Origin of the sequence: Oceanihabitans sp. 2_MG-2023, from assembly GCF_030547245.1 — a bacterium.
Lineage (GTDB): Bacteria > Bacteroidota > Bacteroidia > Flavobacteriales > Flavobacteriaceae > Oceanihabitans.
The window spans coordinates 18,224-31,440 of record NZ_JAUOQT010000005.1 but is presented as its reverse complement, the minus strand read 5'-3'; the positions used below and the strand labels follow the sequence as shown (position 1 = coordinate 31,440).

Here is a 13,217-nt window from a genome sequence, read left to right as displayed (position 1 = left end):
ATTTAAATTCCGGAGTAACTAACAAAATTTCTAGGTGTTTCATAAAGTGTTACCTCTAATGTTAAGTGTGCTGCTAATTGCTTTTTTATTTTATTATAGATTACAACTACAATATTTTCTGCAGTTGGGTTTAAGTCTTTAAATTCTGGCACTTCTACATTTAGGTTTTTATGATCGAAAGCATCTTCTATTTCGGTTTTAATAATATCTTTTAAAACTTTAATATCTATTACATATCCAGTTTCCGGATCTATCTCTCCTGTCACACTTGCTATTAACTCATAATTATGACCATGAAAGTTTGGGTTGCTACATTTATCAAATATTTCGGTATTTTTCTGGTCGCTCCAATCTTTTCTATACAATCGGTGTGCTGCATTAAAATGTGCTTTTCTACTAACAGTTACTTTCATTTTTTTGTAATATTTATGTGTTGGTAGAATTTATCGAATATTATTTTAAACCAGGCAGTATATAACTCTGGTCTATTTTTTATGTCTTGTTTTACAGATTCTAAAGGCATCCATTTCCAGTCTGCAACTTCTTCTTTGTTTATAAATGGCTTTTGGTTGTATTTACCTATTAACACATGATCGTATTCATGTTCTGTTAAACCATTATCGAAAGGAGCCTTGTAAATAAATGAAATAGATTCTTCGAGTTCGGTAACAAAACCCATTTCTTCTTGCAATCTTCTTTTTCCTGCTTCAATATTGGTTTCTCCTTCGCGTTGGTGACTGCAGCAAGTATTGGTCCAAAGTCCTGGCGAATGGTATTTACCCAAAGCGCGTTGTTGTAACATAAGTGCATTGTCATCGTTAAATACAAAAACAGAAAAAGCACGATGCAAAACTGCTTTTTCGTGCGCTTCTAGTTTTGGCATTAAACCAATCTGCTCGTTATTTTCGTTTACAAGAATTACTTGTTCCTCTATCATATTGCAAAAATACGAGTATTAATTTGAATGTTCTAATTTGAAATTTATTTATGAAATATTTAAACAATCTCTGCGCTTAAACCAGCATCTAACAGCATAGTACAACGAGGTTCTAATTCATCGTAAACCCCTGTTTTAACAGTGCATTGTCCTTTATAATGAACAAGAATAGAACATTGTTCTGCTTGCTCTGGAGTATGATCGCATGCATAAATAAGGGTATCTATTACGTGATCGAAAGTATTAACATCATCATTATACAGCACTATTTCATTAAGATTCTGTGCTTTGGTTTCAACTTGAAACTGCTCTTGTATTTTTTCTTTTGTACTCATTTCCCTTTTGTCTTTCATACATTTCCCAAAAGGAAAAAGTATTATTTACTTTACTAATTTATGAATTTTAGCGAAACCCACTTATTTTTTTCTAATTTTTCGTCTAATTTTAACATATACTTGTTGCATTCTTCTTCTATAATTGGAATGTCGTTATTATAAAATCCACTTAAAAAAAGGATCCCGTTTTTATTTAAACAAGACACGTAGGTTTCCATATCGTTTAAAAGAATGTTTCTATTTATGTTGGCGATTATAATATCGTAGGTTTTTCCTTTTAACAGGCTTGCATCTCCTTCGAAAACGGATATTTTGTTACAATTATTACGTGCTACATTTTCTACACTATTTAAATAACACCAATTATCGATATCTATTGCATCTAGTTGGAGTGCTCCTTTTTTTTCGGCAAGAATTGCTAATACACCTGTACCACATCCCATGTCTAGAACTGTTTTTCCTTCAAAATTATTTTGAAGAATGTGTTGTAACATCATGTGTGTAGTTTCATGATGTCCTGTACCAAAGCTCATTTTAGGCTCTATTACAATATCGAATTCTGTGTTTGGTTTTTCGTGAAAAGGTGCACGAACAGAACAAAGGTTATCTACAACTATTGGGTTAAAATTCTTTTCCCATTCTGCATTCCAGTTGGTTTGCTTTATTTCATCAAAAGTGTAACTAATGGTAAACTCTTCAGAGTTTAATATTTGAATATCTTGTAAAATGTCTGGATACCATTCTTCTTTTTGAATGTATGCAGTAACGCCATCTAGAGTTTCTACAAAACTTTCAAAACCTGCATAACCTAATTCTGCAATTAAAATTTCGGTTCCTGGTTGTAATGGTGCTACTTTAAAGTAATAGCCTAGATATATTGTATTTGACATTTGATGCTGTATTAAGTTGCAAATTTAAGCGGAATAACTAACTATAATTTAATAAAACTAAAGTTTTTTAATTACCCATGTATCTTGAGAAATACCCCAATCTTCTTTTTCACCTAGAATATGCTCTAAAATTTCAAATTTACTTTTAAACATTTTACGCATTAAAATTGGAGGGTGATAGGCTGCAAAAGTACGGTGTCCTTCTAAAGTATTGGCTTGAATTACAAGTTGATTCGCTTCAAACTTTAATTGATCCTTTTGTATTAGCTTTTCTTTAAATGCTTCACCATGCGTAGTAATTATTAAAACGGCATTTTTATTTGAAATTCTATATAATTCATCAATCCATTTTGTATGATTTTCTTCAGATAAGTGTGTAAAAATGGATAAACCATAAATAGCATCAAAAGTATTTTCTTTAAAACCTGTTGGTGGATTAATTAGATTTTTTTGAAATTGTACATTTTCAATATTTCGTTTATTCCAGGCAATACTCTTTTCATTATAATCGGTTCCATAAAATTGTGCCTCTGGTAATAAGTCAGGAAAATGCCTTAAAATACGAGCAGGTCCACACCCCCAATCTAAAATTTTTTTCCCTTTTAAATCTATATGTTTTTCAAATATGTTTTTTAATTTTTGAGCATCGGCTATTCCATTTTTTATATACTCTCTATAGTTTAAAAGGTGAGATTCATACAACAAATAATCTGGAGGTAATTTTATGGAAGGGTTGTCTTTGAGAAATGAATTATTTTCCTTTTTATTACGGATTTTCATTATTTGATATCGAAAATTATCCGATACTCTAATAACACCTATATTTCTTAAAAGTCTTTTTAGGGATGCTTTTTCCATTTAAAACGCATTTACAATCGCGTAAAAATCGGCAGCTTTTAGCGCAGCTCCTCCAATTAAACCACCATCTACATCTGGTTTAGAAAAAATTTCTTTGGCATTAGCTGGTTTTACACTTCCTCCATAAAGAATAGAAACGGAATTTGCAGTTGCTTCACCATATTTAGCGCTTAAAGTTTCACGAATAAATGCGTGCATTTCTTGCGCTTGCTCTGGGCTTGCTGTTTCACCTGTACCTATTGCCCAAACAGGTTCGTAGGCTAAAACAATGTTATTAAATGCTTCGGCTTCTAAGTGAAATAAAGCATTTTTAATTTGAGAGGCAACAATGTTTTCTTGGTTATCTGCTTTTCTATCGGTTAATTCTTCCCCAAAACAAAAAATTACTCGCATGCTATTCGCTAATGCGGCATCTACTTTTTTTGCTAGTAAGTCATCTGTTTCATTAAAATAGGCACGACGTTCGGAATGTCCTAAAATTACAGTTTGCACACCTACACTTTTTAACATAGCAGCACTCACTTCTCCTGTGTATGCACCACTTTCGGCAAAGTGCATATCTTGAGCAATCACTTCAATATCTGTTTGTCTTAATGCTTCAAATGAAAGCCAAAGGTTTGTAAATGTTGGTGCAACCATTACTTCTGCATTAGAAGTTTGCTTTTGCTTTTTAAGTTTTGTGATTAATGCTTCTGTTTGTGAAAGATCATTATTCATCTTCCAGTTCCCTGCTACTATATTTTTTCTCATGCTGTGTGTAATTTAAATGTATAACAAAAGTAACTAATTTAATGCTTTTAACAAGTTAGTATTGTCAGCTTTTATAGCTTTAAATAGTTTTATGCTTCCATCGGCATCAATTATTAGATAACGTGGTATCCAGTCTAAATTAATAGACTTACTAAAAACACTCTTCATTCCTTTTGGCATATAATAATGCTCTCCTTTAACTTGGTATTTATCGATCCCTTTTTTCCAGCTTTTTAAGGATTTATCTGCCGATAAAAATAAAAAGACTACTTCTGGATTAGAATCTTGTAAAGCTTTTACTTTTGGCATTCCTTTAATACAATCGCCACACCAAGATGCCCAAACATCAACTACAATGGTTTTTCCTTTATGTTTTTTTAAAATATTTTTGAAGGTAATATTTTCGTTTTCATAAGAAATAAAGGTGTCATTTAATGCTTCTTCGGTAAATTGAGTAGGTGTTTCTTGTGCTTTACAGCTAAGAAATGTAATACTGACAAGTAATATTAATAGGTGTTTTTTCATGTTTATATTAAATAGAGATCTTAAGTGCTTTCGATCTAGTATTTTTTTTATTTTAAAGTCACTTTAGGATCTAACCAAGTGTAGATTATGTCGACAAAAATATTAATCATTACAAAAAGTGTAGCTATAATTAATACAGATCCCATTATTACTGGCAAGTCTAAAGTATTTAATGCATTTACTATTTCTTTTCCTAAACCATTCCACCCAAAGATATATTCTACAAATACTGCTCCAGCAAGCATAGATGCAAACCAACCTGAAATGGCTGTTACTACAGGATTTAATGCGTTTTTAATAGCATGATTTTTAATAATTTGAAACTCACTTAACCCTTTTGCTCGTGCTGTACGAATGTAATCTTGATTAAATACTTCTAATAAAGAATTTCGCATTAACTGAATAATTACAGCCAATGGACGAATACCCAAAACGATGGCTGGAAGAATTAGGTTTTTAAGTTTTAGATTCAAATTTTCACCATAATCATCTAATTCATATAAGCTCCCTGTCATTTCTAAATTGGTGTATTTATGCAATACATAACCAAATAGCCATGCAAATAATATGGCTGAAAAAAATGAAGGGACCGACATACCAATGGTGCTAAAAATTTGGATGGTTTTATCTAAAAAAGTGTCTTTCTTTAATGCCGAAATTATCCCTAGAAACACACCAAGAAACATTGCTATTACAATTGCAGAAACAGCTAACACAAATGTATTTGGTAAAGTCTCTGCTAATACTTTACTTACTTTTTTACCTTGTTTAGTAAAAGACTCTCTTAAATAAGGAAACTTTAAGACTGTTGTGGTGTTACTAATAGAGAACAAACTGGTTGCTGTATACTTATTTTCGCTTAAAAAGGTATAATCTGCTTCGTTTTTAGAATGAAATGAAATTGGCGACAAGTCATTTATATAGTATAAATACTGAGTACTTATCGCTTTGTCGAAACCATATTTTTGTTTAACTAAAGCTAATTGTTCACTATCTTCATTTTGACCAAGCATCATTTGAGCAGGATCGCCTGGAAGGATATTAAATAAAAAAAATATAACTGTCACTACACCAAATAAGGTGAGTAATGCATAAAGTATTTTATTTAGTAAGTAGCTTATCAATAAGTAGAGTTGTTATTTGTTTTGTTTATTTTTTGATACATTTTGCTCATGCTCCAAAAATTCTCGAAATGACATTTGCTTATTTTTTTAATACAATCTCAACAATTGACTCATAAGACGTTTTATTTGCAAGATTAATTGAGTCTAATGCATCTCCTTCTGATCTTTCTTTTACCACATTAACAGCTTCAATTGCATCTGGCTGTATAGCATCTGCTTCTGCTTTGGTTTTTATTTCACCATCAATTAAATATAAAACAGAAGAAGATACTTCTTTTTTAGCTTCTGGTTTTCTTTCTACAGTTGGCAACTCTAAATCTTCAATATCATTCCAATGTAGTTTTTGTGTTACTGTACCTTTTTTAAGTTTTACAACCCCTGGATTAGAACGAACTACAGTTTTTAGTGCTTTTTCGTCACATAAATACCATTTAAAATCTAATGAATATTTTGCGTTTATATTTTGTTTTTCTCCTTCTCCAGAAGCGGTTAAACCTATAACCGTGTAACCATTTTTAATAGCTTTATCTGTTGCAGATTTTAAAGCTAGTAAGCCTTCCGTTTCCGCTGTATCTAAATTATAAGAAATTATAATAATTAAATTTTCTTCATTTAAAAATTGTTCGGTTAAATCTTCATCTGCAGATTCAATAGAAAAATCTTTAATAGGAGGATCGTAACCTTCATCTATAATTTTTGTTTCTACTCCAACATATTCGCCATCTACAGTTGGGTAACTACCATTGGTAACAAACTCTTGTTCTTTTCCGTTTACATTAAATGTCCAAGTGTATTCTTGTACTGCTTTAGGCGCATCCTCTGGCACTGTCATTCCTTCTTGAATATTTGCACCAACTTTATATGCTCTAAAATCCCAAGTTGGTAAATGCATTAACACATGATAACCAAACCAAAGACTTCCTAAAAAGCCCAAAAGAGCTAATAATGTTGTTGGAAATTTACCAAATATTGATTTTATGTGTCTTAATCCAATTAATAAAATAACGATTAAAAATAGAAGAATAAGGTCTTTAATAAAGCTTTCTATTGGTTTCATTGGAAGAAAATCACCAAAGCAGCCACAGTCTTTTACTTTATCGAAATACCAAGCATAAAAAGTTAAGAATGTAAAAAACACAATCATTGCAAAAAGACTCCAAACAGTAAACTTAGGTTTATAACCAATAAGTAAAAAGACTCCTAAAACAACTTCTAGCACTACAACAAAGACAGATATTGCTAATGCATAGGGTTCAAAAAACGGAAGATTTAAAACGTCTGCACTAAAATATTCTTGTAGTTTATAAGAAAACCCTAATGGGTCGTTTAGCTTTATTAGTCCTGAAAAAATGAATAACCCTCCTACTAGGATTCTACAAAGATGTGTGATGTATTTCATAAAATTTTTGTCATTCCTGCTAAAGCAGGAAACTTTTTGATTGAAACTAATTTATTTTAATCGATTCCTGCCTTCGCAGGAATGAAAGTTACTATTCCTTCAAATGAATCATAGCAAAAATGGCATAATTAATCATGTCTTGATAATTCGCATCTATACCTTCACTAACAATAGTTTTTCCTGCATTGTCTTCAATTTGCTTTACACGAAGTAATTTTTGTAAAATTAAATCGGTTAAACTACTAACACGCATATCTCGCCAAGCTTCGCCATAATCATGGTTTTTATCTTCCATCAACTTTTTGGTAATGGCTACTTTTTCATCATACAGAATAGTTGCTTCTTCTGTAGACATATCTGGTTGTTCTACCACTCCTTTTTCTAGCTGAATTAGTGCCATAATGCTATAATTAATAATTCCAATAAACTCACTAGTTTCTCCTTCATCAACTTTTCTAACATCGTTTTGTTGTAAGCTTCTAATGCGTTGTGCTTTTATAAAAATTTGGTCTGTAAGTGATGGTAAACGTAGTATTCGCCATGCACTTCCGTAATCAGACATTTTATTAATAAATAAGCTTCTGCACATATTTATTACAGCGTCATATTGTTTTGAAGTATCTTGCATCTAATAAAATCTATTTTGCGTAAATTTCGCATAAATAATTTTAAAGTTCAAAGTTTAGCGTTTAAAGTTTTGTATACTTTAACAAACAACCATTTACTAAGTACCAATGACAATTAATTGCAAAGGCAAACTTATCGATTTATCCATACCAAAGGTTATGGGTATTTTAAATCTTACACCAGATTCTTTTTATGATGGCGGAAAATATAAAAAGGAAAGCGAAATACTATCGCAAGTAAATTCTATGTTAAATAACGAAGCTACTTTTATAGATATTGGTGCATATAGTTCAAGACCAAAAGCAGCACATATTAGTGAAGCTGAAGAATTAAAACGATTGCTTCCAATTATAGAATTGCTAATTAAAGAATTTCCTGAAATAATAATTTCAATAGATACTTTTAGATCGGAAGTTGCCAAACAATCTATTGAAGCTGGAGCGTCTTTAATTAATGATATTTCAGCGGGAAAATTAGACAAAAACATGCTGCAAACCATTTCGCATTTAAATGTACCATACATAATGATGCATATGAAAGGAACACCACAAAACATGCAAGAGCATACCAGTTATAAAAATCTATGGAAAGAAATTATTTTTTATTTTTCGGAAAGAATTGCGGAAACTAAAAAATTAGGGATTAAAGATGTTATTGTAGATCCTGGTTTTGGGTTTGCTAAAAATGTTTCTCAAAATTTTGAAGTATTAAAGCATCTAGAACTTTTTAAAATATTAGATTTACCAATACTTGCAGGTGTTTCAAGAAAATCTATGATCTATAAAACATTAGAAAACACAGCGCAAGAAGCATTAAACGGAACCACCGTTTTAAACACTATTGCTTTACAAAAAGGAGCTAATATATTACGTGTACATGATGTAAAAGAAGCTACCGAAACAATTAAATTAACAGCACAGCTTAACCAATAATGAAACATTTTTTTTACGCACTCCTATTCCTATTTATTACTTCTTGTGGTAATGAAAAAACAATGCAGCTAGCAGAAATAAACAATTCAGATATTCAAGAAGTACTTGATGTTTCTCCTGCCTATATTTTTTATGACGAAACGAAAACTGATAGTGTAGAACTGAATAGAAAAAATTTAATTAGCACTACCAATTGGTTAATTAATGTCGATAAAAGATTAACGCTAGATCAAGCAATTCCAAAAATCATATTTTTACAGGAAAAAAAAAAGAATTCAAATCATAAAAAAGAAGGTGTAAAAAATTACTTTACATGTAATGATACAAGCATTAAAAATCTAGGTTTTTTAGATTTTACTACTAGTAATTACCATACCTATGCAGATGAAAAGGAATTTAAGGTATACAATACTATTTTTGTTTTAAATGTTAAGGTAAATAGTATGGAGGAGATTTTAATTAATTCTTTTTTACCAGAAACCGTAAACACAAAAAACACGATAATTAAAGGTATTCTTTCAGATATAGAAACAATAAAAAGATCTAATGGTATAGATCTAGATGCTAGTGAATTTACTGTGAATTTACATTTTAATAGAAATCTAAGTTTTCAAGAATACATTAACATGAAATCCTTATTTCGAGTTTTTAGAACAGAAGGACCAACGGTTTCTAACAATGAATTTATTTATTAATCTTATTTTACTAAATTTACAAAAACACCTAACCTTTGGAAATATTTGATGACCTTTTAAAATTTACTATTGTAGACATTATTGATGTCATCTTAGTAGCTCTTCTACTCTACTACGTATATAAATTAGTAAAGGGTACTGTTGCTATTAATATCTTTATTGGTATTGTAATTATTTATATTATCTGGAAAATTACTCAAGCACTACAAATGCAACTTTTAAGTAATATTCTTGGAGGTTTTATTAGTGTAGGTATGTTTGCACTTATTGTTGTATTTCAGCAAGAGATTAGAAAATTTTTATTAATGATAGGATCTACCAATTTTGGAAGCCGAAAAAAATTCTTTAAACAACTTAAATTTTTACAAACCGAAACTAGTGATGGAACAGATGTAGACGTTATTATAGCTGCATGTACAAAAATGGGTGCCTCTAAAACAGGAGCGTTAATAGTTTTAGAACACAACAATAGTCTAGATTTTTTAAAAGCTACTGGAGATGTTATGAATATTGAAGTGACACAACCGATTATAGAAAGTATCTTTTTTAAAAATAGCCCACTACATGATGGCGCTATTATTATTGAAAATAATGTAGTAAAAGCAACACGAGTAATATTACCTGTAAATAACGAAAAAACCTTACCACAGCGTTTTGGTTTACGCCATAGAGCAGCGGTTGGTATTACTGAAAAAACAGACGCTTTGGCTTTAGCTGTAAGTGAGGAAACAGGACAAATATCTTATTTTAAAAACGGACAATTTGTAATGTTTAAAGACACCGAAGAACTTACCGAAATGATTAAGAAAGATTTAGCTTAATAAAATGACATGCAAAAACTGTTATACTGCTTTAAAAGAAACCGATGACTATTGTAATAGTTGTGGAGCAAAAGTTATTAGAAACAGATTAACTATTCGAAATCTTTTCGAGCACTTTAGTGAAACTTTTTTTAATTATGACAATAAACTTTTAAGAACTTTTATCTCATTATTTACAAAACCCGAAGATGTAATTGGTGGATATATTAATGGGGTTAGAAAAAAATATGTAAATGTCATTAGCTATTTTGCGCTAGCACTAACCTTGCTTGGTCTGCAAATGTTTATTCTCAATAAATTTTTTCCTAACTATTTTGATTTCTCTTCTTTAGCAACCAATGGCGTAGAAGATATTCAAAAGCAGAACATGGATTTTATTATTGAGTATCAATCTTTTGTTATGATGCTATACATTCCCTTATATGCAATAATATCTAAATTGGTTTTTTACAATCTGAAGAAATTTAACTACACCGAACACATCGTAATATTCATGTATGTTCTTGCTCAAACATCTATAATAGGAAGTGTTGTTACCGTATTATCCGCTACGTTTGGCTTATCTATTTTTATTCTTACCTATGGATTTATTTTACCCTTTCAAATACTATATTCAGCATATTGTTTAAAAAAAATATTTAAACTAAGAGTAAAAGAAATTATTGCAAGAACCCTACTTTTTTTAATAATCTTAATTGTTTTATTCGTACTTATAATTATTATTGTTATTGTATTTATGATCTTCTCTGGAGGATTTGAAGAAATGAAAGCTGCTCAAAAAGCAGTTTCATTAAGCTAAACCTCTTCCGCTTGCATAAACTGTACTTCGTATAAATTCTTATAGTAACCTTCTTTCTTTTTAAGAAGTTCTTGATGGGTTCCTTCTTCTACAATTTGCCCAGCATCCATAACAATAATTTTGTCAGCTTTTTTTATAGTTGCGAGCCTGTGTGCAATTACAATAGAGGTTCTTCCCTTGGTTATTTTATCGGTTGCATTTTGTATTAATTGTTCGGAATACGAATCTACAGAAGAAGTAGCTTCATCTAAAACCAAAATACTAGGATTAGTTACATAGGCTCTTAAAAATGAAATTAACTGACGTTGCCCAGAAGACAGCATAGCTCCTCTTTCTTTTACATTATAGCTATAACCACCAGGCAAACTCATAATAAATTCATGAATACCTATCTCCTTTGCTGCACGTTGTACTTGCGCTTCAGTTATTTCTGGATTATTTAAAGTTATATTATTTAAAACAGTATCTGCAAACAAAAACACATCCTGTAATACCACAGCAATTTTAGATCGTAATGAAGCTAATGTAAGCGTTTTAATATTAAAACTATCTATAGCTATTGTTCCTTTATTTATTTCGTAAAAACGATTTAATAAATTAATAATAGTAGATTTTCCAGCACCAGTTGCTCCAACAATAGCAACTGTTTCTCCTGCATTTACTGTAAAAGAAATTCCTTTTAGCACTTCTTCATCTTCCAAATAACTAAAATGCACATCTTTAAATGCTATATCACCTTTAAAGTTAGCAGCTACTTGTGTTCCTGTATCATCAATTTGCGATGTAGTATCTAAAACTTTAAACACTCTATTTGCAGCAACCATTCCCATTTGCAGTGTGTTAAATTTATCTGCAATTTGACGTAATGGTCTAAAAAGCATAGGAATAAACATAATAAAAGCAAATAAATCTCCTTGTGAAACCGTACTATCCACAACTGCATTTAAACCACCATACCAAACAACAAGTCCAATAGTTATAGATGATGAAAGATCTGCGATAGGAAAGAAAATAGAGTTATACCAAACCGTTTTTAACCATCCTTTTTTATGTCTTTCATTTATTGCTTTAAAATTTTTATACTCTGTTTCTTCTCTTGTAAAAAGTTGTAAAATTTTCATTCCTGTAACGCGTTCTTGCACAAAGGAATTTAGATTTGAAATTTCTGTTCGTACCTCTTCTAAAGCACGCTTCATATATTTTTGAAAAACTCTAGTAGCATATAATACTAAAGGTAACATTGCAAACACAATAAGACTTAGTTTCCAATTCATAAAAATCATAACAGACGAAACTACTACCATCGTTAACACATCTCTAAAAATCATGAATAAACCTTCGCCAAAGATATCTGCTATACGCTCCATATCTGTAACCGCACGAGTAATTAAAACACCTACCGAAGAATTATCATAGTATTTCATTTTAAACTGAAGCATATGATTAAATAGTTTTACACGAATATCTTTTACCACATTTTGTCCGAGCCAACCTGCATAATAAATAAAAAATAATTGAAAAACGGTTTGTACAATCAACAAACTAATCATGATTATTATTAAAAACAAAAAACCTTCCGCATGCTGTTTAATTATATTATTATCAACCACATACTGTGTTAAATAAGGGATTGCAGCACTAAAAATCGCTAGTAAAATAACAGCAAAAAAGACACATACAAAAACTTTCCTATATGGTTTTATGTAATAAGAAAGACGTTTTAAAAGTCCTACATCTAATATTTTATCTTGTTTTTTATTTATCATATTTTATAGACTCTGGGTAAGCGACTTCTGTTAAGTAAAGTGCATGCCCTGGAACAGAATAACCAGCTTCACTCCTGTTTTTAGATTTAATTATACTATGCAAACTTTCCACTTCTATTTTACCTAATCCAACATTTATTAAAGTACCAACAATTGCTCTAACCATATTGCGTAAAAACCGATCTGCTTTTATAGTAAATCGTAATTCCTGATTTACTAATTTCCATTCTGCAAACATAATATTACAATTATACGTGTTTACATCTGTATTACTTTTAGAAAAGCACTGAAAATCTGTGTATTGTAATAAAATTTGAGATGCTTCCTGCATTTTATCCATATCTAATTTAGGTCGCACATAATATGCTGTATCAAAATTAAATACATCTTTTTGTAATGAAATTCGATACAAATAGGCCCTACTTTGGGCATGAAACCTAGCATGGGCATCATCTTTTACTTTAAAAACAGTAAAAACAGCAATATCTTTTGGCAACAAGGCATTTAGCTTATACACCAAATCTTTTTCTAAAAAAGGTGTTTCTGTAGTAAAATGCGCAAACATTTGAGAAGCATGAACTCCAGCATCTGTACGACCTGCTCCAACAATTGCTGTGTTTTCTTTTAATAAAATAGATAACGATTTTTCTATAACCTCTTGTACCGTTATAGCATTTGGTTGATTTTGCCAACCATGATATGCAGAACCATTATAAGAAAGTTGTAAAAAATATTTCAAGCTAAAGTAGTATTTTTGTA

Annotated in this window: 16 protein-coding genes; 4 read left to right on the top strand and 12 right to left on the bottom strand. The window is 30.5% G+C overall.

Annotated features, from left to right (window positions below):
• Nucleotides 1–2: 2 nt before the first annotated feature.
• From Q4512_RS11710 to Q4512_RS11665, 10 genes are all read right to left on the bottom strand, one after another.
• Nucleotides 3–413 (bottom strand): 6-carboxytetrahydropterin synthase, encoded by a 411-nt coding sequence (locus Q4512_RS11710; RefSeq protein WP_303424746.1) that lies wholly within the window; start codon nucleotides 411–413, stop codon nucleotides 3–5.
• Nucleotides 410–937: an isopentenyl-diphosphate Delta-isomerase gene (idi, locus tag Q4512_RS11705; protein ID WP_303424744.1), complete on the bottom strand. Its 528-nt coding sequence runs from the start codon at nucleotides 935–937 to the stop codon at nucleotides 410–412. The genes Q4512_RS11710 and idi overlap by 4 nt, the downstream gene beginning before the upstream one ends.
• 59 nt (nucleotides 938–996) lie before the next feature.
• Nucleotides 997–1,272 carry an ATP-dependent Clp protease adaptor ClpS gene (locus tag Q4512_RS11700; RefSeq protein ID WP_303424740.1) on the bottom strand — a complete coding sequence of 92 codons (276 nt, stop codon included), beginning with the start codon at nucleotides 1,270–1,272 and terminating at the stop codon, nucleotides 997–999.
• Between the two features lie 53 nt (nucleotides 1,273–1,325).
• Complete coding sequence (prmA, locus tag Q4512_RS11695; protein ID WP_303424738.1) at nucleotides 1,326–2,162, bottom strand: 50S ribosomal protein L11 methyltransferase; 837 nt, start codon at nucleotides 2,160–2,162, stop codon at nucleotides 1,326–1,328.
• Nucleotides 2,163–2,219: 57 nt separating this feature from the next.
• Complete coding sequence (locus tag Q4512_RS11690; protein WP_303424736.1) at nucleotides 2,220–3,020, bottom strand: class I SAM-dependent methyltransferase; 801 nt, start codon at nucleotides 3,018–3,020, stop codon at nucleotides 2,220–2,222.
• Nucleotides 3,021–3,770 (bottom strand): triose-phosphate isomerase, encoded by a 750-nt coding sequence (tpiA, locus tag Q4512_RS11685; protein WP_303424734.1) that lies wholly within the window; start codon nucleotides 3,768–3,770, stop codon nucleotides 3,021–3,023.
• A 33-nt stretch (nucleotides 3,771–3,803) separates the two neighbouring features.
• Complete coding sequence (locus Q4512_RS11680; RefSeq protein ID WP_303424732.1) at nucleotides 3,804–4,295, bottom strand: TlpA disulfide reductase family protein; 492 nt, start codon at nucleotides 4,293–4,295, stop codon at nucleotides 3,804–3,806.
• Between the two features lie 47 nt (nucleotides 4,296–4,342).
• The gene (locus tag Q4512_RS11675) at nucleotides 4,343–5,419 is read right to left on the bottom strand and encodes an ABC transporter permease (RefSeq protein ID WP_303424730.1); all 1,077 of its coding nucleotides are present in this window, start codon (nucleotides 5,417–5,419) and stop codon (nucleotides 4,343–4,345) included.
• Nucleotides 5,420–5,498: 79 nt separating this feature from the next.
• Nucleotides 5,499–6,818 (bottom strand): BT_3928 family protein, encoded by a 1,320-nt coding sequence (locus tag Q4512_RS11670; RefSeq protein ID WP_303424728.1) that lies wholly within the window; start codon nucleotides 6,816–6,818, stop codon nucleotides 5,499–5,501.
• 91 nt (nucleotides 6,819–6,909) lie between these two features.
• Nucleotides 6,910–7,446 carry a DUF1599 domain-containing protein gene (locus Q4512_RS11665; protein WP_303424725.1) on the bottom strand — a complete coding sequence of 179 codons (537 nt, stop codon included), beginning with the start codon at nucleotides 7,444–7,446 and terminating at the stop codon, nucleotides 6,910–6,912.
• Nucleotides 7,447–7,552: 106 nt separating this feature from the next.
• On the opposite strand from Q4512_RS11665, the gene folP reads away from it, so the two are divergent.
• Genes folP through Q4512_RS11645 form a run of 4 tightly spaced genes read left to right on the top strand, consistent with a single transcriptional unit; the run spans nucleotide 7,553 to nucleotide 10,692 of the window.
• Nucleotides 7,553–8,377: a dihydropteroate synthase gene (gene folP, locus Q4512_RS11660; RefSeq protein WP_303424722.1), complete on the top strand. Its 825-nt coding sequence runs from the start codon at nucleotides 7,553–7,555 to the stop codon at nucleotides 8,375–8,377.
• Nucleotides 8,377–9,072 (top strand): hypothetical protein, encoded by a 696-nt coding sequence (locus Q4512_RS11655; protein WP_303424720.1) that lies wholly within the window; start codon nucleotides 8,377–8,379, stop codon nucleotides 9,070–9,072. Before folP ends, Q4512_RS11655 begins: the two co-directional genes overlap by 1 nt.
• A 35-nt stretch (nucleotides 9,073–9,107) precedes the next feature.
• Nucleotides 9,108–9,893, top strand: coding sequence for a diadenylate cyclase (locus Q4512_RS11650; protein ID WP_303424718.1), 786 nt, complete (start codon nucleotides 9,108–9,110; stop codon nucleotides 9,891–9,893).
• 4 nt (nucleotides 9,894–9,897) lie between these two features.
• The gene (locus Q4512_RS11645) at nucleotides 9,898–10,692 is read left to right on the top strand and encodes a DUF3667 domain-containing protein (protein ID WP_303424716.1); all 795 of its coding nucleotides are present in this window, start codon (nucleotides 9,898–9,900) and stop codon (nucleotides 10,690–10,692) included.
• Here Q4512_RS11645 and Q4512_RS11640 read toward each other — a convergent pair.
• The gene (locus Q4512_RS11640; RefSeq protein WP_303424714.1) at nucleotides 10,689–12,458 is read right to left on the bottom strand and encodes an ABC transporter ATP-binding protein; all 1,770 of its coding nucleotides are present in this window, start codon (nucleotides 12,456–12,458) and stop codon (nucleotides 10,689–10,691) included. The two genes, Q4512_RS11645 and Q4512_RS11640, sit on opposite strands and share 4 nt — an antisense overlap.
• Nucleotides 12,448–13,197, bottom strand: coding sequence for a tRNA pseudouridine(38-40) synthase TruA (gene truA, locus Q4512_RS11635; protein ID WP_303424712.1), 750 nt, complete (start codon nucleotides 13,195–13,197; stop codon nucleotides 12,448–12,450). The genes Q4512_RS11640 and truA overlap by 11 nt, the downstream gene beginning before the upstream one ends.
• Between the last annotated feature and the right edge of the window lie 20 nt (nucleotides 13,198–13,217).